Genomic DNA, 23,501 nt, shown 5'->3' with positions numbered 1-23,501 from the left:
GACATTTGAACAATAATTCAAAAACAAAATGTTTACAAATAATTTAAAAGGACGTTACAGTATTTTACTATTTTTCAGTTCGTTATTTATTCTAATTTCATTTATTCTACGCCTAATTTTTGCGATTTGGGTAAAAAGTGATTTCGATTGGAATATTGGTTCATTATTACACACTATTTTTTATGGATTAGTGTACGACATTAGTGTTGTAAGCTGTTTCACGTTATTCTTATCATTTTATTTTATGATTTTACCAAACAAATTCGTCAATTCATTATTTGATCGAATTTTCGTGTATTTCGTTTATACATTGTATTTGGTAATCATTTATTTTACATTTTTTGCCGAAGTTACATTTTGGGACGAATTCAAAAGTCGATTCAATTTTATTGCAGTCGATTATTTAATTTATATATACGAAGTTGTCAAAAACATTCAAGAATCATATCCATTACCTGTTTTAATTGGCGGAATTGTGTTGATTACCGGCTTGACAATTTTCGCAACAAAAAAAGGTTATTTCTTTTACAATACATTTCATAACAAACCAAAAACAAGTCAAAAAGTTGGTGTTTTTGTGTTCAATTTATTACTTGCGGTTGGCTCATTATTCCTTTTAAACAACGATAGCAGTTCAACTTCTGAAAACCGATACAACAATGAAATTTCTAAAGCTGGAATCTTTTCATTCTTTTCAGCTTTCCGAAATAATCACTTAAAATACGACGAACATTATAAATCTATTCCGATTGAAGATGCTTTTGCAGTAATGAAATCTGAATTGCAAGATTCGAAAACTGTTTTCGATCAACAATTCAAAAATCCAATACGAAGAACAATTTTAGCAAGTAATCCGTCACAAGCAGAGCAAAAACCAAACGTGATTTTTGTGTTGATGGAAAGTATGAGCGCTTCATTTTTGCAAGAGCAATTCAACGGAAAATCAATCACTCCAAACCTTAATGATATAGCAAATAACAGCATCTATTTCTCGAATATGTATGCCAACGGAACCCGTACAGTACGCGGAATGGAAGCTGTTACATTATCAATTCCTCCTACTCCTGGAAACAGTATTGTGAAACGTGTTGATAATCAAAATTTATATACTATTTCGAATGTTTTCAAAGCAAAAGGTTATCACAATATGTTCTTTTATGGTGGCGATGGTTATTTTGATAATATGAATGCGTTTTATGGTGGAAATGGTTTTGACATTTACGATCGTGGTCGTGGTAGCGTTTTGAGTGATAAAATCAACACCAATCGTTTCAATATTAATGATGATGAAGTTACTTTTGAAAATGCTTGGGGAATTGCTGACGATGATATTTACAGAAAAGTAATCAAAGTTGCGGACGAAAAATACAAAACAAAACAACCATTTTTTGCTTTTGTGATGTCAACTTCTAACCACAAACCTTATACGTACGAAGATGGAAAAATTGATATTCCGTCTGGAACTGGTCGTCCTGGTGCTGTAAAATATGCCGATTATGCGATTGGAGATTTAATTGCAAAAGCGAAAACAAAACCTTGGTTCAGCAATACCGTTTTTGTGTTTATTGCCGATCACTGTGCAAGTAGTGCAGGTAAAGATGCGATTGACGTTAAGAATCATCACATTCCGGCATTTATTTATAATTTGAAATCGCATGCCAACGAAAATGTCACAAAAGAAGTTTCTCAAATTGATATTTTTCCAACATTATTTTCGTTGTTTAATTGGAAATATACGTCTCAATTTTATGGAAAAGACATTTTCGATCCGCAATACAAATCGCGTTCTTTTGTTGGTACGTATATTAAATTAGGAATGAAAAAAGGCGAAGATGTTTCGATTTTATCCGATCAAAAGAAAATCAATCAATACAAATGGATTGATAAAAATTTAATTGATACAAAGGTTGATCCTATTTTCGAACGTTCTATCATATCTAATTATCAAACAGCCGATTATTTATTTAGCAATCATTTATTAAATGAAAAATAAAATCATTTTTATCATCAATCCAATTGCTGGTAAGGGAAAAGGACGAATGATTGAAACTGAAATTCAAAGTTATTTTAATCAAAAAAATGTTGAATTCGAAACATTTTTGACTGAAAGTATTGGTCATGCAACTGAAATTACAAATCAAGTTCTCACAAAAAATCCTGATATAATAGTAGCTTGTGGCGGCGACGGAACAATAAACGAAGTCGCTCAAGCTTTGGTTGGTAGCAATGTTGCTTTGGGAATTATTCCGATTGGCTCTGGAAATGGATTAGCGGCGAATTTGCATATCCCTAAATCTACCGAAAAAGCTTTTGAAATGATTCTGAATGCAAAAATCAATAAAATTGACGCAGGAAAAATCAACGAAAAATACTTTTTTAGCAACATGGGATTAGGAATTGATGCAGATGTGATTAACAATTATGCGCAAACCAAAACCAGAAACTTTTTGGGATATGTATCTGCCAGTACAAAAGCAATTTTCAACTTTCAACCGAAAAAATTTAACATCGAATTAGACAATGAACATACATTAGATGATGATTTTTATTTTGTGTTCTGCTCCAACTCTAACGAAGCGGGTTACGGCATCTCATTTTCGCCCAATGCAAAATTAAATGATGGAAAATTAGACTTTCTTGCGGTAAAAAAGCTTAATTTTATCCAACAAATTCAGTTTTCGGCGAATGTTTTAGGAAAACGAATTGAAAAAATGAAGCAAGCAAAAGTATTGCAAGTTAATTCAGTAAAATTCAATTCCAAACAAACAAAAACCATTGCACAAGTTGATGGTGAAGCTGTTATTTTTAACCAAAATTCTATTGAAGTTTCGATTGTTCCGAATGCTTTAAATGTTATTGTTCCGAATTAGAAAATGAACAAACCAAAAGTTTTAATTGTTGAAGATGAATTGGGTATTGCCAATTTTATGCTTCAAGGTTTAGAAGAAGAAAATTTATCGCCAACGCACTGTTTAAGCGGCGAAGATGCCTTAGTGAAAATAAATAACGAGAAATTTGATGTTATTTTATTGGATTGGATGATGTTAAATATTTCTGGATTAGAAGTTTGTTTAACAACGCGATCTACCGAAAATCCAAATAAAAAAACACCCATTATTTTCATTACAGCAAAAGATACAGTTCAAGATACAATTGAAGGTTTGAATGCTGGTGCAAATGATTACATCAAAAAACCATTTGATTTCAATGAATTAGTAGCGCGAATTAACGTTTATCTTCGTCAAAATGAATCGAATAATCTTTTAAATTTCGGAAATATTTCATTAAATACAGAAACGCATCAAACTTTTTTAGACAATAATTTAGTTGAATTAACACTAAAAGAATTTCAACTTTTAGCTTACCTATTCAAAAATAAAAACCGAATTTGTACACGCAAAGAAATCATTGAAAACGTTTGGGATATTCATTTTGAATACGATACAAGTGTGATTGATGTTTTTATTAATGCGATTCGTAAAAAATTGAATCTAAAAAAAGACGATCCGCGCTTACATACCATTCGTGGCGTTGGTTACATTTCGAAAGATGCTTAAAAAATTCTCGGTAAAAAATAGAATTGCGCTTTTCTACAGCCTTACTTTTTCGGTTATTTTACTAATTATATTTTATTTAATTTATTTTTCTGTAAACCGAGGTATCAACAAAACGATGTACGAAACGTTGGAGGAAGAAATCAATAGTCACGTTGATTATGTTTTACACGAACCAACATTAGAGAACTTTGTTCAACCGCGCGAATGGGAAGAAGTTGAACATACAGACATTGCACTGAATCCTGTTTTTATCTCAATTTATGATAAAAATTTCAAGCTGATTGAGAGTTCTCCAAACATGGTGCAAAATCAATTGGATTGGAACAATGAAGAACCAGAAAATAAGCCATTTTACGCCGAATATAATTCAATTCAGTTATTAATTTCTCAAGCAAAATTGATTCATCACGGCGAAGTTGTGGGATATTTGGTCGTCGGCGTTTCGACAAAACACAATCAATTGGCGCTAGATTATTTGAAAACTGCCTTACTTATTATCTTTCCTATTTCGGTTTTATTGACGTTTCTTTTAGCTCGTTTTATTGCTGCTAAATCGATTAAACCTGTTTTCAATGTGATTCATACAGCACAGTCTATCACAGAAAATAATCTTTCAGAACGTATTCAATTACCTAAAAATAAAGATGAATTATTTCAACTTTCAGCGACAATAAATTCACTGTTAGATCGATTAGAATTTCAAATTGTAAAAGCTAAACAGTTTTCGGCTGATGCTTCACACGAACTTCGAACGCCTTTGGCGATTATAAAAGGAACATTGGAAATTTTGATTCGACGCGAACGCACGCCTGAACAATACAACGAAAAAATAGATTACACGTTGAAACAAGTGAATCGTTTGGATCGTTTGGTGGAACAATTTCTATTGCTTTCTCGTGTCGAAAATAATAGTTTAGAGCTAAAAACTTCTTTATTTGAACTAAAATCAGAAGTTTTAAAATCAATTGAACGTTTTGATGTTTTGTTACAGGAAAAACAAATTTCTGTTGATACGGAACAACTTCAAGCTTATGAAATTGATAATTACCAAGAATTTTTTGAGATTATTATAGATAATATTTTGTCAAATGCCATAAAATATTCGAACTTAAAAGGTCAAATAACAATTCTTTCTAACATCGAAAATGATTGCTATGAATTGATTTTTGAAGACAATGGAATTGGAATGAATCAAGAAGATTTAAAATTTGTTCAAGAACGATTTTTCCGCATTAAAAATGATTCAACACTCCATATTTCTGGTTCTGGATTAGGACTAAATATTGCAACACAATTAGCTAAAATGTCTGATATTAAAATGCGAATTGAGAGTAATCAAAATATTGGAACTAAGATTATTTTAACGTTGAATATTGAAAATTTTTAAGTAACTTCAATTCATCTAAAAATATCAAAATGAACCAACACGAATATACAAACGGAGAAATTACTATAATCTGGAAGCCTGAATTATGTCAACATGCAGGCATTTGCGTAAAACTACTTCCAAATGTATATAATCCGAAAGAAAAACCTTGGTTAAGACCAGAAAATGCAAGTAGTGATGAACTTATCAAACAAGTTCACCAATGTCCTTCAGGGGCGTTGAGTATAAAGAAGTAAAATAACAACCAACGAATTGAGAATTAATCATCTTTTGAAACGATTTGCATATGAACCAAATCTCAAAAAATATACAATAAAAGACTGGTTTTTAATTCAAGAAAGACTTTTTCGGATGCTTTTTTGGAACATACAGGTTGTCGTCCGTCTCAATATTTACGGAATATTCTTGAATAAAAAAAAGCAATCCAATTGGATTGCTTTTTTTACTATTATATGAAATTGATTAATTCACTTTACTTAATGTACGAACTCTAATTTCTTGTAAAACATCTTCTACAGACATTCCTACATATGCACCTTCTTCTACAATTGGATACAATTGATCATAAGACATAATACGTGTATTGTCGATACGTAAATTTACGTGAGAACGATTGAAATCTCTGTGAGATTTAACACCTGTTGCAGAAATTAATTCAGATAAAATATGCATTGTTTTCTTGTGGAAATTATACATACGAGTTGCTTTATCTTCTACATCCAAACCTTTCATCAATTCACGATCTTGCGTCGCAACACCAACTGGACATGTATTTGTATTACACTGTAAAGCTTGGATACATCCTACAGCCATCATCATAGCACGAGCCGAATAAACTAAATCTGCACCAATCGCCATTGCACGAGCAATGTGGAAAGAAGAAATAATTTTTCCAGAAGCAACAACACGAATATCTTTTTTAAGACCATAACCACGTAACGTATCAACTGCGAAAGCTAAACCATCTAACAAAGGCATACCCAAAGAGTTTGAGAACTCTACAGGAGCAGCTCCAGTTCCACCTTCACCACCGTCAATTGCGATATAATCTGGTTTGATACCAGTTTTAATCATTGCTTCACAAATCTCGATAAACTCGCGTTTAATCCCAATACATAATTTGAAACCAACTGGTTTTCCACCTGATAATTCTCTTAATTGTTTGATGAAATGTAACATTCCTTCGGCATCAGAGAAAGCTGAGTGAGATGGAGGAGAATCAACTGTTGTATATGGTTCTACAGCACGAATCTTAGCGATTTCTGGTGTATTTTTATTTGCTGGTAAAATTCCTCCGTGACCTGGTTTTGCACCTTGAGAAATTTTCAACTCAATCATTTTTACATTTGGTAAAGTAGCGCGTTCTACGTACTTATCTGGATCGAAACCACCATCAGTAGCACGACAACCAAAATATCCTGTACCGATTTGCCAAATCAAATCTCCACCTGGCTGTAAGTGATATGGAGAAATTCCCCCTTCACCTGTATTGTGTGCAAAGTTTCCTAATTTGGCTCCTTTGTTCATCGCTAATACAGCATTTTCACTTAACGAACCGAAAGACATTGCAGAAATATTTAATAAACTTGCTAAATAAGGTTGTTTACATTCACTTCCACCAACTTTTACACGTGGATCATCAGCATGTTTGATTTTTCCAGCATACATCGAGTGATTTAACCACTCATATCCTGGTTCATAAACATCTAATTGTGTCCCAAAAGGAACTGTGTCAATTACATTTTTTGCACGACGATACACCATACTACGCATCAAACGGTCAATAGGTTTTCCTTCAGTATCCGTTTCAACAAAGTATTGCATGATTTCTGGACGAATACTTTCTAATAAATAACGACCATGTCCTACAATAGGAAAGTTTCTTCTGATAGCGTGCTTTGTTTGCGAGATATCAGCAATTCCTAAGGCAATCAAAGGAAGAATAATTATTAAAGACCATAAGATACCTGGCCAAAAATAAGAGATTACTCCAATTGCAACAAGAGTAATGATAGATCCTACTACGAAAAGTTGTCTTACTTTCATAAGTAAAAATTTAAATGATTTTGATTAAAAATTTGGTGTCAAATATATCTAAAAAAACTCGGTTTAACGCCTTTAATTCTGAAATTATTTCTTTTAAAATATTGATTTCAAACGTTAGAGAAAACTGATTATTTCAAATAAGTTAACAATTATCTAATGTCGTGAAATAAAATGAAATATTATTTAGATTTTTTTAAAAGATGTTCAAACTTTTTGAGAAATGTCAAAAGAATTATTCTTTGTAAACTCTCGTTAAATCCAATAATTTGATTGGTCCCATCGAAAAATTCTTAACTTTTTTATTCAAAAATAACGTTGTTTGATCATAGAACAAAGGCAAAATTGGAGCGTTTTGCATCATTAATGCATCCATTTTTTGATAAATTTTGGCGCGTTCGTCAGGATTATTAGTTAAAAATGCTTGTTCATACATTTTATCAAACTCACCATTTTTGTAATGTGAATAATTTGGACCTTCTGGCGCAAAGTTTTTTGAATAATATAAGGACAAAAAGTTTTCTGCATCTGGATAATCTGCTCCCCAATTTGCACGGAACAACGTAAATTTCCCTGTTGCTTTTCCATCACGCATCGTTGGTCCAGGTACAACATTCACTTTTATTGGTAAGCCTAATTTTGCCATTTCTGCCGCAATATATTCGCAAACATCTACATACTCTTGCACAGTTGTCAGCTCGATTGGTACAATTTTTTCGTTCGTTTTTTTATAGCTATTGATTAGTTCACGTGCTTTTTCGGGAGAATATTTGTAACCACTTTCTGGCGAATAACCTGGCAAACCTTTCGGAATGAAACCTCCATCCGCTTCAAAAGCTTGTCCTTTCATCATATATTTGATGATTTTGTTTTTATCAACTCCATAATTTAATGCTTGACGCAATTTCAAATCAACTGCATTTGGTGCATCAAGGTAAAAACATAAATAAACGGTACTTAAATAAGGAACTTTTTGAATCGTTAAAATATTTGAATATTTTGGATTCAAATCTCCGATTGGATTTAAAATTTCATCTTTATAAGAAGGATCCAAATCTGCCATCATATCCAAATTACCTTTGATTAATTCTAAAAATTCTGAATTTTTCTCAGGTAAAAATGATAAATTAACCGCTTCTAAATATGGTAAACGTTGTCCTTTTTCATCAAACTCGAAATAGTTTGGATTTTTTCTGAAAACCATTTTCACATTATCTTCCCAAATCTTAAATTGAAAAGGACCTGTACCAATTGGATGTTTCAAGAATTCATCGTTTCCATTTTTGAATAATTCTTTCGGAACAACAGAAGCATATTTCATCGAAATTAATCCCAAAAATGCAGGATAAGCTTCTTTCAATTTAATTTCAAAAACTGTATCATTTATCGCTTTATACGAATCGATATTATTCATAATCCAACCTCCAGAACCTCCAGCTTTCGGATCTTTTAAACGATTAAAACTATATTCAAAATCAGAAGCAGTTACAATTCGAGTCGAATCTTTTCCAAAAGCTTCATGTTTATGAAAAAAAACATCATTTCTTAAAGTAAAAGAATACGTTTTTCCATCTTCTGAAATTGTCCAAGATTTCGCAATATCGGGCTGAATTTCTAATTGATTGTCAATCTTCACTAAACTATTGTACATCAAATTACACGCCCACGTATTGGCTTGTGTTCGCGCATTAATTGGATCTAAAGAAGAAATATTATCGTAACGATTTAGTTTAAATACTTTGTTTTCATCGATTTCAATTTTCTTAGAACATGAAAATATTGAAACGAATAACATAATGTAGATAAAGTATTTAGTCATTTTGAATAGCTGATTTATTTATGTTTCAAAACTATGGATAATTTCTTAAATTTGCAGCTATGAATAATCAAACTAAAACAGTTGCATTTCATACATTGGGATGTAAACTTAATTTTTCTGAAACTTCGACGATCGCAAGAAACTTGAAAGATAATGGATATCAGAAGGTTGAGTTTACGGATTCTGCGAATGTGTACGTAATCAATACATGTTCGGTAACCGCAAATGCAGACAAAGAGTGCAGAACGATTGTGAAAAATGCAATGAAAGCAAATCCAGAAGGTTTTGTTGTCGTTGTAGGTTGTTATGCGCAGTTGAAACCGCAAGAAATTGCGGAAATGGAAGGTGTTGATTTGGTTTTAGGAGCTGCAGAAAAATTCAATATTGCTGAATATTTAGACGATATCAATAAAAAAGAAGAAACAATTGTACATTCTTGTGAGATTGAAGAAGCCGATTTTTACGTTGGTTCTTATTCAATTGGTGATCGTACGCGTGCTTTTTTGAAAGTGCAAGATGGTTGCGATTACAAATGTACGTATTGTACAATTCCTTTGGCTCGTGGAATTTCGCGTTCGGATACAGTTGAAAATGTCATCAAAAATGCGAATGAAATTGCGCACAAAGGAATCAAAGAAATTGTATTAACGGGTGTAAATATTGGCGATTACGGGAAAGGTGAATTCGGGAATAAAAAACACGAACATACTTTCTTGGAATTGGTGCAAGAATTAGATCAAGTTGATGCGATAGAACGAATCAGAATTTCTTCGATTGAGCCAAATTTATTGAAAAATGAAACGATCGATTTTGTTTCAAAAAGTAATCGATTTGTTCCGCATTTCCATATTCCATTACAATCTGGTAGCGATGAGATTTTGAAAAAAATGAAACGTCGTTATTTATCTAATCTTTATTTAGATCGTGTAACAAAAATTCGAGAAGTGATGCCAAATGCATGTATTGGTGTAGATGTAATTGTTGGTTTCCCTGGAGAAACAGAAGAATTGTTTATGGAAACATATAATTTCTTAAACGAATTACCAATTAGCTATTTACATGTATTTACTTATTCGGAAAGAGATAATACAGAAGCCATCGAATTTGAAGGAGTTGTTGATCAAGGAGAGCGTAAACGTCGTAATAAAATGTTACGTATTTTATCGGAGAAAAAACGTCAAGCTTTTTATCAATCGCAATTAAATTCGACTCAAAAAGTATTGTGGGAACATGATAATAAAGATGGAAAAATGTTTGGTTTTACAGAAAATTATGTAAAAGTTCAGACAGATTTTAATCCAGAATTAGTCAACGAAACACAAATTGTAGATTTGGTTAGAATCAATCACAATGGAATTGTTGAAGTGAAAATTCAAGAGTTAGAATTAGCAAAATAAAATTGTAAATATTAGTTAAAAAGAAGTTCAAGTATTTTGAGCTTCTTTTTTTTGATTTACCTTTACATTTAGGAATAATAATTGTAGTTTTAAATAAAAAATCAAGGTCATGAAAATTATACATTTTACTTTTATAATTTTGTTGTCATTATTTGTAACAAGCTGTGGAACAGTTCAAGTAAGTACAGATTACGACAGATCAGCAAATTTTGCTTCATATAAAACTTATACTTTTCACCAAAAAGGATTAGATAAGTTAAAGGTTAACGATTTGGATAAGAATCGATTAATTAAAGCAATTGATGCGCAAATGGCTACAAAAGGATTTACAAAAGTAAGTTCTGATGCAGATTTAGTCATTAACTTATTGACAAGTTCTAAAGAACAAGTTTCTGTAAATAATAACAATTGGGGTTATGGACCTTATGGTTATTATGGCGGATATTACGGAGGAAATAGCGTTTCGTCTTATCAAGCAGGGACAATTGTAGTAGATATTATTGATGACAAACGTAATATATTGGTTTGGCAAGGTGTTGGTTCTGATCTTAATTTGAGTAATATTAGCGCAAAAGCAGAAAGAATTCCGCAAGCAGTACAGGAAATATTAGCTAAATTTCCACCTCAACCAAAGAAATAAATTTTCGAAAATAATATAATAAGCTCTTCATTTGGAGAGCTTTTTTTGTGAAATGAAAATTGTATTAAAAAAAGCTTTAATTTTGTTAAAATTATACAATAACTTATGAAAAATTTAAAAACCAATCTATTAAGTTTATTTCTTTTAAGTTTATCTACTTTTTCTTTTGCTCAAATCGAATTTGGAGTTAAAGGTGGTGTTGGACTTAGTAACACAACTATTGTTCATGGAGTTTCTAAAGAGAGAGTTGGATTTTTAGCTGGGGGAGTTGCAAAATATCAATTAACTACTCGAAACGAAAACCATTATTTACAAGCCGAAGTTTTATATACTACTCAAGGTGAATATTCGTTATATAAAGAAGGCGGAGAGAAATACAAAGCGTTCTTAAATTACATCAATATTCCAATTATGTATAAATACTATTTTGATGATCAAGGAAAAGATTTCTTTGTAGAAGGTGGTCCTCAATTGGGTTTCAAAGTGTCAGAAAAATTTGATGAAGATGAGCCAGAAAGAACTAATAATGTTCCAAAATCATTTGATTTAGCATTTAATATTGGTGGTGGATATTCTATTGATAGAAAATACGAAATTAATTTAAGATATCAATATGGATTAATAGATACTTACGACTATAATCGTTGGGATAACGGAACAAATCGTTCATCATTTTTAACTTTAGGAATTACATATTTCTTCAAATAAATTCAAAACCGCTTTATAGCGGTTTTTTTATTATCTTGTTTTAAAATTTAGTCAATGAATTTTAAACAAATTATTATTTTAGGTTTTCTATTAATTAGTAGTAATCTATTCGCACAGAATATGATAAAAGGAAAAGTGGTTGATGAAAAATCGCTTCCAATTATTAATGCAGAAATCTATGTCGATAATTCTACGATTAAATCAAAAACAAATGAAAAAGGAGAATTTGAACTAAATCTTCCTAATGGACAATATAACTTAATTGTTCGTGCAAGTTTGTTTGAAAATTATATTCTGAATGTCAATACAAATCAAACCAATTTTTATAAAGTTATATTAGAGCCTGAAGTGGTAGCGTTGCAAGAAACAGTTGTTCAGGCAATATCTAAAGAAGATTGGTTGTATTATTATCAAACTTTTTTAAAATTATTTTTAGGAAGTAATGAAGCTGCTAAAAAATGTAAAATCGAAAATCCTAAAGATTTGAGGTTTAAATATGATAAAAATACACAACAATTATCTGCTACTTCTAGAAATCCTTTAATCATTACAAACAATTACTTAGGTTATAAAATAGAATATGATTTGGTTGATTTTAATATTAATTTCAAGTCAAATTATGTCTTAACTCTTGGAACAGCACTTTTTACTGAGCTAAAATCATCAGCTTCTAAAGAAAAAAAATGGCAAGAAAATCGTCGTAAATCTTATTTAGGAAGTGTGACTCATTTTATGAAAGCAGTTTATGATAATAAAATTGAGGAAGAAGGATATGATATAAAACGATTGATTCGCAAGGATAATCCAGAATATATAAAGTTTAAAGAAGAAACTTTGTTAGGAGGTAGAATCGTAGGTAAAGTTCCTCCAAAAATTATTACTTATTTAGTTAATCAAAAAGTTCCATCTGATAGTTTGAAAATCGTTGATAATAATGATCAGTATCTTAATTTTAAAGGATTGTATTCAGTTGAATATAAAAATGAAAAAGAGGATTTGGACTATGCAAAACAAAATGGCGCAAAATATATTTCGAACCAACTTTCTATTTTCGCTATAAAAAGCGATTTACTAAAAATTGAAGAAAATGGAACTTATTATCATCCTGCTAATTTGGTTGTTGAAGGATATTGGAGTTGGGAAAAAATAGCAAACATGATTCCTATGGATTATAAAATTGAATAAAAAAGTCACTCAATGAGTGACTTTTTTTATAATTATCTGAATTAGTTTTTAATAAACTTAATTGATTCATTTGTTGAATCAGTTTTTATTTTTATGATATAAACTCCTTTATTTAAGAAACTTAAATCAATTTTATTATTCATAATATTGTCTGAGTTCCAAACTTTTTGACCTGCTAAATTATACACTTCAGCAGAATTTATGATAGCTTTTGTATGAATTGTCATTTCATTCATAACAGGATTTGGAGAAATTGTTGTAATAATTTTATCCAAAACATTTTCATTTGTAGACAAAGCTTCTTTCAATTCTATTACAAAACCTTTAAGATCCATTTCATCCCAATTGATTCCTATACCTCCTATATATTTTCCATTCGGAGAAATACCTGTAGGCAGCACAAAAGTAAAACTTTTGCTATCATACCCAACCTCTTTTACATAATCATCAATTTTAACAACTCCTTTATCTTTAAACCAAATAAAACCTTCTCCTTCTGTATTTGTAGCATACCAAGGCTTCCAATAACCCACCGCTGTATTTCCATCATCAGAAACAGCTACAATTGACGTGTTATAATCTGGATCTGAATGAACTATTTCTGTATAAGTATTAGTTGTTGCATTGTAAATATATGCTTCAGGTTCGTTGAAACCAACAATAATATTTCCATCAGCAGAAACTGCTAACGCCTCTCCTACAAGATTACCTTGTTTATCTTTAATAAATGTTTGTACACCGTTTTTCCAATAAACTCCTTTACGGAAACCATTTTCAGAATCTTGCCATCCAACAACAACAGTTCCATCTCCATTTACAGAATTTGGTCTTGAACTTTTACCTGCAACTGTAGAGCCCAAATCTTTCATTCCATTTGCTCTATTCCAAATAACTCCTATAGCTTGAGAAGCAGATTTCCATCCTAATCCAACGATCGTTTTACCATCGCTTGACATTCCCCATGAAGAAGTATCACTACCATTTGCACTTGCTCCTAAGTACTCCCATGTTTGCGTAGTTGTATCATATAAAGCCATTTCGTCGATTCCTGTAGCTGGATTTGTCATTGTTCCTGATACTAATTTTCCATCAGCAGAAATCGTTGTATTACCTGCTATATAATCATTATTTCCTCCAATTTCTCCAATTACTACAGGACCTTCTTCTTTTGTCCATTTAAAATGCAATACTCCTGCAGCATTTCCTACAGCTACACCGTCATTAGAGATATCTGTAACTTGAGCCCATGTACCCACATCATACACCTGAGCATTTGATTGTGAAAGTATCAACAATGTTAATACACTAAAGTAAATTTTCTTCATAATTTTTATTGTGTTAATTCATTACTTTAAAATTATATTATATTTCAATATATATTAATCAGCAATAATTTAAAGAATTAATTTCCTTAAAAACAAAAACATAAAACACTTGTAGTCAATATATTAACATTTAAAAATTACATTATTTAAAAAACTGAATTTCTTTAAATCAATTACAAAAACATAAAAATTAATATTATAAATCAAATCATTACATAAACCAAAAAAGCCATTCTTTCGAATGGCTTTCAATTTATGGATTGTTAGAATGTTTTTATGTATTACAATTCTAAAGCTCTTTTAGCGTCACCGCCCATTAATACATTTAATGGATCTTCCACCGCTTCTTTAACTGCAACTAAGAATCCTACAGATTCGCGTCCGTCGATGATACGGTGGTCATAAGATAAAGCAACATACATCATTGGAGCGATAACGATTTGTCCGTTTTTAACAACTGGACGCTCAACAATATTGTGCATTCCTAAGATACCTGATTGAGGTGGGTTGATGATTGGTGTAGACATCATAGATCCAAATACACCACCGTTAGTGATTGTAAATGTACCTCCTGTCATTTCATCAACAGAAATTTTTCCGTCACGTACTTTGATTGCTAAATCTTTGATAGATTGCTCAACACCACGGAAAGTTAAGTTTTCTGCATTACGTACTACTGGTACCATCAAACCTTTTGGTCCTGATACTGCAACAGAAACGTCAGCAAAGTCAAATTTTACTTGGTAGTCACCGTCAATCATAGAGTTTACGTCTGGGTATAACTCTAATGCGCGTGTAACTGCTTTTGTAAAGAAAGACATGAATCCTAAACCAACACCGTGTTTAGCTTTGAATTCGTCTTTATATTGGTTACGTAAAGCAAAAATTGCAGACATATCAACTTCGTTGAATGTAGTTAACATTGCAGTTTCATTTTTAACAGAAACTAAACGTTGTGCAATTTTACGACGTAATGATGATAATTTTTTCTCTGATTGAGCACGAGTTCCTTGAGTAGAAGTTCCCATTGCTGGTGTAAAACGAGCTGCATCATCTTGAGTGATACGTCCGTCACGTCCTGAACCTTTTACTTGAGAAGCATCGATACCTTTTTCGTCTAAAACTTTTTTAGCCGCTGGAGATGGAGTTCCCGTAGCGTAAGTTGCAGCTGGAGCAGCAGGTGCTGGTGTAGCAACTGGAGCTGGAGCAGCTTTTACTTCTTCTTTAACCTCAGCTTTTGGTGCTTCTGCAGCTGGAGCACTTCCTCCTTCTGGTTTAGCAGCTGATGTATCAATAAGACAAACAACTTGTCCTACTTCTACAACATCACCTTCTTCCGCTTTCAAAGTGATAATTCCACTTTCTTCTGCTGGTAATTCTAATGTTGCTTTATCTGAGTCAACCTCAGCAATTGCTTGGTCTTTTTCTACGTAATCACCGTCTTTTACTAACCACGTAGCGATCTCTACTTCTGTGATTGATTCCCCTGGTGATGGGACTTTCATTTCTAACATATCTATTAGCTTTATTTTTTAATTGAATACTTTATTAATTACCTCTTCGTAAATTGCAGCCCAACGTTTGCTTGAACCTGGCGCTGTTGCAGCACTTTCTGCTGGAGAAACTACGTCGAATGGATATTTTCTTAATTTACGTAAGATGTACATCCAAGCTCCCATATTTTCTGGTTCTTCTTGTGCCCAAACCAATTTAGCATTACCAAATTTAGAAATGATAGCATCTACTTTTTCTTCATTTAAAGGATATAATTGCTCTAAACGAATAATTGCAGTTTCTTTATCTCCTAATTCTTGGCGTTTTTTGTCTAAATCGTAGTAGATTTTTCCTGAACAGAAAACTACTTTTTTCACTTTTTTCACATCTACTGTTACATCTTCGATAATTTCTTGGAAACCTCCGTTTGAGAAATCTGCTAATGATGATACTGCTGATGGATGACGTAATAATGATTTTGGTGACATTACAATCAATGGTTTGCGGTAATCTGTTACAACCTGTCTTCTTAACGCATGGAAGAAGTTAGCTGGAGTTGTGATATTAGCAACAAACATATTGTTACCAGCACACATTTGTAAGAAACGCTCTAAACGTGCTGAAGAGTGCTCTGCTCCTTGCCCTTCGTATCCATGAGGCAATAACATTACTAAACCGTTTTGTAATTTCCATTTATCTTCTGCTGCAGAAATATATTGGTCGATTACGATTTGCGCTCCATTCACGAAATCTCCAAATTGAGCCTCCCAAATAGTTAACGCTTTAGGATTTGCCATAGCATATCCATAATCGAAACCTAAAACTGCATATTCAGATAATAATGAGTTGTAGATTCTTAATTGACCTTGCTCATCATTAATATGGTTTAATAAGATAATTTCTTCTTCTGTGTCTTCAGTTTTTACAACTGCATGACGGTGAGAGAACGTTCCGCGTTCTACATCTTCCCCAGAAACACGCACGTTACGTCCGTCTGTTAAGATAGAACCGAAAGCTAAAGCTTCTCCTAATCCCCAATCGATTTTATCTTCCTCAATCATTTTTCCACGTCCTTCAATTAAACGAGAAACTTTTTTGATTATTTTTTTACCTTCTGGAACGGTAGAAACAGCTTTTGCAATTTCTTTTAATTTCGCCTCGTCGTAAGCAGTATTTGCTTGTTCAAAAACTTTTGCATCATCAGCAATTTCAAATCCTTCCCACTCTTCTGGCATGAAAGGGAAAATGTGATTACGCTCAATTTCTTTAGAAGCTTCGAAATTCGTTTCTAATAAAGCTTTAAATTCCGCTTCTTTTTGTTTAACGATTTCTTCACCAATTACACCTTCTTTTAATAATTTATCCTTGTAAATTTCACGAGGATTTGGGTGTTTAGCGATTAAGTTATATAATTTAGGTTGAGTGAATTTTGGTTCATCACCTTCGTTATGTCCATATTTACGGTATCCTAATAAATCGATGAATACATCAGAACCGAACTCTGCACGATAATCTGCTGCAAAACGGAAAGCGTGAACTACTGCTTCTACATCATCAGAATTTACATGCATTACAGGAGACAATGTTACTTTTGCAACATCTGTACAATATGTAGATGTACGCGCATCTAAATAGTTTGTTGTAAACCCAATTTGGTTATTTACCACAACGTGTACTGTTCCACCTGTTTTGTATCCGTCTAATCCTGCCATTTGAACAACCTCGTAAACGATTCCTTGTCCAGCTACAGCAGCATCACCATGAATTAAGATTGGAATAATTTTAGAATAATCATCTTTATAATCTTCCTCAACTTTTGCACGTGTAATACCTTCTACAACTGCATCTACAGTCTCTAAGTGAGATGGGTTTGGTGCTAAATTGATTCGGATATCTTTTCCATTCAATGCTTTGATTTGATTAGATGATCCCATGTGATATTTAACATCACCAGCCATTAAATCTGTATCAAAAGCTTTTCCTTCGAATTCTGAAAAGATTTGAGAATATGATTTTCCAAAAATGTTAGCCAAAACATTCAAACGTCCACGGTGAGCCATCCCTACGATAACCTCTTGTACGCCGTGATCTGCAGAACGATTAATCAATGTATCCAAAGCAGGAATCAAAGATTCATTTCCTTCTACCGAGAAACGTTTTTGTCCAACATATTTCGTGTGCATAAAGTTTTCAAAAGCAGTTGCTTCATTCAACTTTTCTAAAACACGTTCTTTCTCCTCCTTAGATAATTTTGGTTGATTCAAGTTTTGGTTTAACCAATTCTGAATCCAATTAATTCTTTGAGGTTCTCTTACATACATATACTCGATTCCGATAGATTCGCAGTACATGTTTTCTAAGTGTCCAATGATTTCACGTAAAGTGATTGGTCCACCGATACCTAAAATTTCACCAGCGTTGAACGTTAAATCTAAATCAGCATCAGATAAACCAAAGTTTTTGATGTCTAAAGAAGGTTCAAAAGTTCTACGCGCTCTAACCGGGTTAGTCTTTGTAAATAAGTGTCCACGCGTACGGTAAGCATCAATCAAATTGATGACTTTAAATTCTTTCTGTACGTTGTCTGGAACTTGAGATACTACTGCAGGATTAACTACTGCTTGCGTTGTTTGACTAGCTCTGTTAGGAGCTGTTTGTGTTGCTGGTGCAAATAATGGCTCTCCATCATATGTTGCATTCGCAAAGTCATACCCTTGGAAAAAAGCTTTCCAACTTGGTTCAATACTATCCGGATATTGGACGTATTGATCATATAAGTCGCCTATAAACTCTAAATGAGCGGCATTTAAAAACGAAAAACGATCCATAAATTTTACTCTCTATGAGATTTAGCTACAAAAATAAACTATTTAAGGCTTTAAAAAAAATTACTTTCATCATATTTATCTTATCTCGCCATAAAAATATATTATAATCAAATAATCATTACATTTGATATAAATTTAAGAAAGATTTTACATTTAGATGAGAAATTTTCTAACAAAAAAAATAAACAAACGTTGGATTGGATTTTTTATAATATTTGTGATTTTCGCTATTACAATATGGTCGAGTAACAAAATTGTACAAGAACTAAAACGTGAAGAACACAAACGTGTAGAGAATTATGCGCGATCGTTAGAGTTGATAAGCTCATCCGAATTTTTAGATCCAAAAACACAAGATTTTCTATTCAAATTAATTGAAGACAACAAATCAATTCCTGTTGCACTTGTAGACGAAAAAGGCATTATTGTAGACACCAAAAATATTGATGAATCGATCGTAAAAGATTCGGTTCAATTAAAAAAATATGTCAACAAAATGAAATCGTCCGAACAAACAATCGATGTTGAATTAATCGGAACTAAAAATTATGTTTATTTCAAAAATTCAAAACTTCTCAATCAATTACAATATTATCCACTCATCATTATTTTACTGATTTTACTGTTTTTTGGATTTTCGTATTGGTATTTCAAAACAATTCGTGACACCGAAAAAAGTTATTTATGGGCCGGAATGGCAAAAGAAACGGCACATCAAATTGGAACGCCACTTTCTTCTTTAATGGGTTGGGTCGAATTATTGAAATTGGAAGAAATCGATCAAACTTCGGTCATAGAAATTGAAAAAGATGTAGATCGATTGAAACATATTGCCGAACGTTTCTCAAAAATTGGTTCAACTTCTGAACTCAAACAAACTGATATTATTTCAACTTCCAAACAAACAGTGGATTATATTTCCCAACGCATTTCCAAAGGAATTGAAGTAAATTTTGTTACAGATGTAGAAGAATTTAATATTAATCTTAATGCTTCTTTATACAGTTGGGTTATCGAAAATTTGATGAAAAATGCAGCTGACGCCATGCAAAATAAGGGCGTTTTGGATATCGATATAAAAACGAAGGGTAAATTTGTCGAAATTTCTATTGCTGATACAGGTTCTGGAATTCCGACCAAATTACAGAAAAAAATTTTTCAACCTGGCTTTACAACCAAAAAACGCGGTTGGGGATTGGGATTATCATTAGCCAAACGAATTATCGAAGATTATCACAAAGGAAAAATATTTGTTGCCAAATCATCCAAAGAAATCGGAACTGAGTTTAAGATTTTATTGAAGAAGTAATAGAATAATTTTTATTAATAAATATTATTGATAGACAAGTTACAAGACTATAACTTATCGGAAATACTATATTTGAAAATAAAAAATTTATACCAAGAAAATAAAAACTAGTAAAAACACTAAAAATGGAGAATATACATAAATATAGATTTAATTGAACTAAGGTTACTTTTCTTTTAGTCAAATAACGATATAGGTATCCAAATATAATTATTGAAGGAATTGAAAATAAAAAACCAATGGCTGCATAAAGTAAATAATATTTAAATGCTCCAAAAATTGCATCTATATCTTTTTTTAATAAAATCCATGAGAATAAAAAAATTAAAAAAGGAGAAAATAAAATTGTTGATAACCAAACTTTAATAATATAAAATTCTTTTTTGAACATGTTTATAAAATTTCTCTTTCTAAAATAACTAAAAAGCCACAATTCACAAAGTTTTTAACTTAATAATATATAAGGTATACTTTTTGTAACTTTGTTAGAACGACAACTGTTTTGTAAAATTAATAATTATGAATGCAACGACTATTGAACAAGTGAATTCTAAATTGAAACAACTTCCTGAATCACTTTTGGAAGAAGTTGAGCGTTATATTGATTTTTTAACTTATAAACATAATCAAGAAACTGAATTTGAGTTAACGGAAGAACAAAAGGAAATTTTGGATAATCGACTTAACGAGCCAAAAGAAAATTTTTTGAATGCAAAAGATGTATTGAAAGAATTGCACGGAAAATATGATTTATAAGATTAGAATTTCTTCCGAAGCTGCCCAAGATATTGAACAAGCTATTTCTTATTATTCAAACTTTTCTACATCTGCTGCAAAATCATATTTAGCTGAATTGACAAAAGTTTTGGAAGCTTTGGAAATAAATCCTTTTTATCAAGTAAAATATAGAAATTTGCGTGCAAAACCTTTTAAATCTTTTCCTTATTTGGTTTTATTTGAAACTAATGAAGAAGAAAAAACTGTATTTATTTATGCAGTTTTTAATACACATAGAAATCCTACAAAATATCCAAAATAAAAAATGAGCTGAAAGTAAAACTTCAACTCATTTTTTAAATATCATTTTCTAATATCTAAATTCTAGTATCTCAGTACTAATTACTATTCTTTCACACCAATATAAATCTCAATTTCGGCATCAGCAGGATTTTGAGCTTTTTCGGTATACAATTCGTAATCATATTTATATGCGCGATTTAGATTTGCATCATCATTCCAAATTTCTGTCCATGTTTTACCAACTGCTTCATGTAATTCTCCTTTGGCAATATACTTTTTGAATGTTTGTGGCTCAAATTCTCGCCCAACCATCCCTTCTGGAATTTCATCTAAAGAAGAAACTCCTAAACCAATAATCGTCGTATATTTTCCTGTAAAATCACTTTCGTAATCTGTGTAAACAGAATAAATATTAGAACTAATTGCATTTGGAATTTTAGTCATTATATTCTCACCAAAAAATTGATGCCACAATTTTCCTAAATCTTCAATCGCTTGACTATCGTTATTAGACGTTTGAGTTGCTATTCCTATAATTTTTAACTTATTCATTTATAAAGTTTTTAAAATCCTAAAATCATTTTCGCAATTGAAAAATAAATCAACAAACCAAAAATATCATTACTTGTTGTGATAAATGGACCTGTCGCAATCGCAGGATCAACACCATATTTATGCAACATAATTGGAATAAATGTCCCAATCAAACTTGCTAAAATCATCACAATAACTAAAGCTAATACAATAGTTGACGAAATTTCGTAGCTTGTGCTCATTAAGAAATGCGTCGCCAATAAAAGTACAAAAGCTAATAATGTACTATTTAATAAAGCCAATAACATTTCTTTTCCTAATCTTTTCCAAATAGAACCCGAAATATTGCTATTCGCCAAACCTTGTACAATAATCGCAGAAGATTGCACACCTACATTTCCCGCCATGGCAGCAACAAGCGGCGTAAAAAAGAATAATTGCGGATACAAATTCATCGCATCGCTAAAACTTTGCGACACATTAACTGCGACAAAACTACCTACCAAAGCCAATAAAAGCCAAGGCAAACGTGCTTTTGTTAATTTCCAAATATTATCATCAGAGTCGACATTTTGCGTAATCCCGGCTGCTAATTGATAATTTTCTTCAGCTTCTTCACGAATCACATCAATCACATCATCCACCGTAATTACACCAACCAAGCGCATTAACTCGTCCACTACAGGCACTTCGTACAAATCATATTTTTCGATTACTTTTGCAACCTCCATATCTTTTGTATAGGTCTTTACATATTGGATCTTTTCATTGTAAACATCCGCCACTTTTGTATTCGCAGAAGTAGTCAACAAACGTTTCAAACTCAATGTTCCAAGTAATTTTTCATCTTCATCAACTACATAAATTGAGAAAACTTCTTCAAAATCCTCGGCTTGTTTTCGCATTTGTTTTACCGCAGTAATTACCGACCAATCTTTGTTGACTTTTATCAACTCTTTTCCCATCAAACCACCAGCCGTATCTTCGTCATAACGCAAAAGATCTACAATTTCACGGGCATGTTCTTGGTCTTCTAATTGCGCAATTACCTCATCTTTCTTTTCATCCGAAAGCTCATTAATGACGTCAACCGCATCATCGGTATCCATCTCATTAATGACATCTTCAGCAATTTCTTTTGCAGTAAGCGTTTTCAGGAATTTACGTCGATCATCTTCTTCTAATTCAAGAAGGATATCTGCAGAAATTTCATTATCGAGTAAATCAATTACAAAAGATTGTTCTTTGGTCGAAAGCTCATCAAACAATTCAGCAATATCGGCGGGGTGCAAATCTTGCAACATCTCCTTAACTGCTTTTGCATTTTGCTGATTAATACTTTCGTTTAAATGTTCAATAAAATCTTTTGTAATTTTTACCTCCATAATCTATTTCATTCTTTTCGTTAACTCAATAAAATCTTCGACAGATAATTGTTCTGCGCGCATGTTCAAAAACTCGTGATCATTTAGATCCTCAGGAATACCCAAAGCTTTCAACGAATTACGAAGCGTTTTTCTTCTTTGTCCAAAACCAGCTTTTACCACTTGAAAAAATCGTTTTTGTTCAACTCCTTCAATTTCTGTTCGGTAGCGTTTCATAATAATAACGCCCGATTTTACTTTTGGTGGTGGTGTAAAAACGTGTTCTGGAACGGTGAACAAATACTCGCAATGATAATAAGCTTGCGCTAATACAGAAAGTATACCATAATCTTTTGTACCTTTTTTTGATGCAATACGTTCGGCTACTTCTTTCTGAAACATTCCACAAACTTCGGGAACAGTGTAACGCTCTTCTAAAGCTTTAAAAATAATTTGCGAAGATATATTATACGGAAAATTTCCTAAAATAGCAATTTGTTCATCAAACTTTGATGAAAAGTCCATTTTTAAAAAATCTTCAGAATGAATTTTAAATCCTGGATAAAATGGTTGATAATATTCTTTTAAATATTCGACTGATTCTGTATCAATCTCCACAACCTCTATATTTTTCTTTGCTTGTAAAATATATTTTGTCAACACGCCCATTCCTGGACCAATTTCTAAGACACGATCATAGCCTTCCCAAGTTAACCCTTCGGCGATATCTCGTGCAATATTTTCGTCATTCAAAAAATGCTGACCTAAATGTTTTTTAGCTTTTACTTTCAAAAATTCTAAATTTTAAGTTTTCTTTAACCAACTTACCGTAGAATATATACGGAATATCTTTCTTGCGAAATAAGTTTTTTTTATCTTAGCCCCAAAATT

Annotated in this window: 20 protein-coding genes; 12 read left to right on the top strand and 8 right to left on the bottom strand. The window is 31.9% G+C overall.

What is annotated here, in order from left to right:
• Positions 1 to 28 precede the first annotated feature (28 nt).
• The 5 genes from N5D90_RS03690 to N5D90_RS03670 are packed head-to-tail and all read left to right on the top strand — an operon-like array spanning position 29 to position 5,180.
• A complete protein-coding gene (locus N5D90_RS03690; RefSeq protein ID WP_280061603.1) occupies positions 29 to 1,993 on the top strand; it encodes an LTA synthase family protein in 1,965 nt (654 codons plus the stop codon).
• A complete protein-coding gene (locus N5D90_RS03685) occupies positions 1,983 to 2,870 on the top strand; it encodes a diacylglycerol kinase family lipid kinase (protein ID WP_280061602.1) in 888 nt (295 codons plus the stop codon). The genes N5D90_RS03690 and N5D90_RS03685 overlap by 11 nt, the downstream gene beginning before the upstream one ends.
• A 3-nt stretch (positions 2,871 to 2,873) precedes the next feature.
• Positions 2,874 to 3,557 carry a response regulator transcription factor gene (locus N5D90_RS03680; protein WP_280061601.1) on the top strand — a complete coding sequence of 228 codons (684 nt, stop codon included), beginning with the start codon at positions 2,874 to 2,876 and terminating at the stop codon, positions 3,555 to 3,557.
• The gene (locus N5D90_RS03675; protein WP_280061600.1) at positions 3,550 to 4,944 is read left to right on the top strand and encodes a HAMP domain-containing sensor histidine kinase; all 1,395 of its coding nucleotides are present in this window, start codon (positions 3,550 to 3,552) and stop codon (positions 4,942 to 4,944) included. Before N5D90_RS03680 ends, N5D90_RS03675 begins: the two co-directional genes overlap by 8 nt.
• A gap of 29 nt (positions 4,945 to 4,973) precedes the next feature.
• On the top strand, positions 4,974 to 5,180 hold the full coding sequence (locus tag N5D90_RS03670) for a (4Fe-4S)-binding protein (RefSeq protein WP_280061599.1): 207 nt from the start codon (positions 4,974 to 4,976) through the stop codon (positions 5,178 to 5,180).
• A gap of 226 nt (positions 5,181 to 5,406) precedes the next feature.
• Here the strand turns inward: N5D90_RS03670 and N5D90_RS03665 are convergent, their stop codons facing one another.
• Positions 5,407 to 6,990: an FMN-binding glutamate synthase family protein gene (locus N5D90_RS03665; RefSeq protein WP_114999527.1), complete on the bottom strand. Its 1,584-nt coding sequence runs from the start codon at positions 6,988 to 6,990 to the stop codon at positions 5,407 to 5,409.
• Between the two features lie 232 nt (positions 6,991 to 7,222).
• On the bottom strand, positions 7,223 to 8,806 hold the full coding sequence (locus N5D90_RS03660; RefSeq protein WP_280061598.1) for an ABC transporter substrate-binding protein: 1,584 nt from the start codon (positions 8,804 to 8,806) through the stop codon (positions 7,223 to 7,225).
• Positions 8,807 to 8,865: 59 nt separating this feature from the next.
• Between N5D90_RS03660 and mtaB the strand changes: the two genes are divergently transcribed.
• The 4 genes from mtaB to N5D90_RS03640 all read left to right on the top strand — a co-directional run bounded on the left by mtaB (position 8,866) and on the right by N5D90_RS03640 (position 12,736).
• Positions 8,866 to 10,203 (top strand): tRNA (N(6)-L-threonylcarbamoyladenosine(37)-C(2))-methylthiotransferase MtaB, encoded by a 1,338-nt coding sequence (gene mtaB / locus N5D90_RS03655; RefSeq protein WP_280061597.1) that lies wholly within the window; start codon positions 8,866 to 8,868, stop codon positions 10,201 to 10,203.
• Positions 10,204 to 10,312: 109 nt separating this feature from the next.
• The gene (locus N5D90_RS03650) at positions 10,313 to 10,843 is read left to right on the top strand and encodes a DUF4136 domain-containing protein (protein ID WP_280061596.1); all 531 of its coding nucleotides are present in this window, start codon (positions 10,313 to 10,315) and stop codon (positions 10,841 to 10,843) included.
• 105 nt (positions 10,844 to 10,948) lie between these two features.
• A complete protein-coding gene (locus tag N5D90_RS03645) occupies positions 10,949 to 11,551 on the top strand; it encodes a porin family protein (protein ID WP_280061595.1) in 603 nt (200 codons plus the stop codon).
• A 54-nt stretch (positions 11,552 to 11,605) separates the two neighbouring features.
• A complete protein-coding gene (locus tag N5D90_RS03640) occupies positions 11,606 to 12,736 on the top strand; it encodes a carboxypeptidase-like regulatory domain-containing protein (RefSeq protein WP_280061594.1) in 1,131 nt (376 codons plus the stop codon).
• Between the two features lie 41 nt (positions 12,737 to 12,777).
• On the opposite strand, the gene N5D90_RS03635 is transcribed toward N5D90_RS03640, so the two are convergent.
• The 3 genes from N5D90_RS03635 to N5D90_RS03625 form a co-directional block, all read right to left on the bottom strand.
• A complete protein-coding gene (locus tag N5D90_RS03635) occupies positions 12,778 to 14,061 on the bottom strand; it encodes a T9SS type A sorting domain-containing protein (protein WP_038332414.1) in 1,284 nt (427 codons plus the stop codon).
• Positions 14,062 to 14,342: 281 nt separating this feature from the next.
• Complete coding sequence (gene odhB, locus N5D90_RS03630) at positions 14,343 to 15,575, bottom strand: 2-oxoglutarate dehydrogenase complex dihydrolipoyllysine-residue succinyltransferase (protein WP_185096030.1); 1,233 nt, start codon at positions 15,573 to 15,575, stop codon at positions 14,343 to 14,345.
• 18 nt (positions 15,576 to 15,593) lie between these two features.
• Entirely contained in the window at positions 15,594 to 18,383 is a 2,790-nt protein-coding gene (locus N5D90_RS03625) for a 2-oxoglutarate dehydrogenase E1 component (RefSeq protein WP_280061593.1), read from the bottom strand.
• A gap of 157 nt (positions 18,384 to 18,540) precedes the next feature.
• Here N5D90_RS03625 and N5D90_RS03620 point away from each other — a divergent pair, with 157 nt between their 5' ends.
• From N5D90_RS03620 to N5D90_RS03610, 3 genes are all read left to right on the top strand, one after another.
• Positions 18,541 to 19,692, top strand: a complete 1,152-nt coding sequence (locus N5D90_RS03620) for a HAMP domain-containing sensor histidine kinase (protein ID WP_280061592.1) — start codon at positions 18,541 to 18,543, stop codon at positions 19,690 to 19,692.
• 519 nt (positions 19,693 to 20,211) lie between these two features.
• Positions 20,212 to 20,448: a DUF2281 domain-containing protein gene (locus N5D90_RS03615; RefSeq protein WP_114999511.1), complete on the top strand. Its 237-nt coding sequence runs from the start codon at positions 20,212 to 20,214 to the stop codon at positions 20,446 to 20,448.
• Complete coding sequence (locus N5D90_RS03610; RefSeq protein ID WP_114999509.1) at positions 20,438 to 20,731, top strand: type II toxin-antitoxin system RelE/ParE family toxin; 294 nt, start codon at positions 20,438 to 20,440, stop codon at positions 20,729 to 20,731. Before N5D90_RS03615 ends, N5D90_RS03610 begins: the two co-directional genes overlap by 11 nt.
• 83 nt (positions 20,732 to 20,814) lie before the next feature.
• Here N5D90_RS03610 and N5D90_RS03605 read toward each other — a convergent pair whose 3' ends face one another.
• The 3 genes from N5D90_RS03605 to rsmA are packed head-to-tail and all read right to left on the bottom strand — an operon-like array spanning position 20,815 to position 23,402.
• Positions 20,815 to 21,264, bottom strand: a complete 450-nt coding sequence (locus N5D90_RS03605; protein WP_280061591.1) for a GyrI-like domain-containing protein — start codon at positions 21,262 to 21,264, stop codon at positions 20,815 to 20,817.
• Positions 21,265 to 21,275: 11 nt separating this feature from the next.
• Complete coding sequence (gene mgtE, locus N5D90_RS03600; RefSeq protein WP_280061590.1) at positions 21,276 to 22,631, bottom strand: magnesium transporter; 1,356 nt, start codon at positions 22,629 to 22,631, stop codon at positions 21,276 to 21,278.
• 3 nt (positions 22,632 to 22,634) lie between these two features.
• Positions 22,635 to 23,402, bottom strand: coding sequence for a 16S rRNA (adenine(1518)-N(6)/adenine(1519)-N(6))-dimethyltransferase RsmA (rsmA, locus tag N5D90_RS03595; protein WP_038332430.1), 768 nt, complete (start codon positions 23,400 to 23,402; stop codon positions 22,635 to 22,637).
• Between the last annotated feature and the right edge of the window lie 99 nt (positions 23,403 to 23,501).

Origin of the sequence: Empedobacter sp. GD03797 (assembly GCF_029842105.1) — a bacterium.
Classification (GTDB): domain Bacteria; phylum Bacteroidota; class Bacteroidia; order Flavobacteriales; family Weeksellaceae; genus Empedobacter; species Empedobacter falsenii_C.
This window is presented reverse-complemented; position numbering and strand designations above follow the sequence as displayed.

Coding starts and splice junctions, on each gene's coding strand:
- N5D90_RS03685 (WP_280061602.1), top strand. CDS start 1,983: ATGAAAAATAAAATCATTTTTATCATCAATCCAATTGCTGGTAAGGGA.
- N5D90_RS03625 (WP_280061593.1), bottom strand. CDS start 18,383: ATGGATCGTTTTTCGTTTTTAAATGCCGCTCATTTAGAGTTTATAGGC.
- N5D90_RS03660 (WP_280061598.1), bottom strand. CDS start 8,806: ATGACTAAATACTTTATCTACATTATGTTATTCGTTTCAATATTTTCA.
- N5D90_RS03605 (WP_280061591.1), bottom strand. CDS start 21,264: ATGAATAAGTTAAAAATTATAGGAATAGCAACTCAAACGTCTAATAAC.
- N5D90_RS03650 (WP_280061596.1), top strand. CDS start 10,313: ATGAAAATTATACATTTTACTTTTATAATTTTGTTGTCATTATTTGTA.
- N5D90_RS03675 (WP_280061600.1), top strand. CDS start 3,550: ATGCTTAAAAAATTCTCGGTAAAAAATAGAATTGCGCTTTTCTACAGC.
- N5D90_RS03635 (WP_038332414.1), bottom strand. CDS start 14,061: ATGAAGAAAATTTACTTTAGTGTATTAACATTGTTGATACTTTCACAA.
- N5D90_RS03680 (WP_280061601.1), top strand. CDS start 2,874: ATGAACAAACCAAAAGTTTTAATTGTTGAAGATGAATTGGGTATTGCC.
- N5D90_RS03670 (WP_280061599.1), top strand. CDS start 4,974: ATGAACCAACACGAATATACAAACGGAGAAATTACTATAATCTGGAAG.
- N5D90_RS03645 (WP_280061595.1), top strand. CDS start 10,949: ATGAAAAATTTAAAAACCAATCTATTAAGTTTATTTCTTTTAAGTTTA.
- N5D90_RS03640 (WP_280061594.1), top strand. CDS start 11,606: ATGAATTTTAAACAAATTATTATTTTAGGTTTTCTATTAATTAGTAGT.
- N5D90_RS03690 (WP_280061603.1), top strand. CDS start 29: ATGTTTACAAATAATTTAAAAGGACGTTACAGTATTTTACTATTTTTC.
- mgtE (WP_280061590.1), bottom strand. CDS start 22,631: ATGGAGGTAAAAATTACAAAAGATTTTATTGAACATTTAAACGAAAGT.
- N5D90_RS03665 (WP_114999527.1), bottom strand. CDS start 6,990: ATGAAAGTAAGACAACTTTTCGTAGTAGGATCTATCATTACTCTTGTT.
- N5D90_RS03610 (WP_114999509.1), top strand. CDS start 20,438: ATGATTTATAAGATTAGAATTTCTTCCGAAGCTGCCCAAGATATTGAA.
- mtaB (WP_280061597.1), top strand. CDS start 8,866: ATGAATAATCAAACTAAAACAGTTGCATTTCATACATTGGGATGTAAA.
- N5D90_RS03620 (WP_280061592.1), top strand. CDS start 18,541: ATGAGAAATTTTCTAACAAAAAAAATAAACAAACGTTGGATTGGATTT.
- N5D90_RS03615 (WP_114999511.1), top strand. CDS start 20,212: ATGAATGCAACGACTATTGAACAAGTGAATTCTAAATTGAAACAACTT.
- odhB (WP_185096030.1), bottom strand. CDS start 15,575: ATGTTAGAAATGAAAGTCCCATCACCAGGGGAATCAATCACAGAAGTA.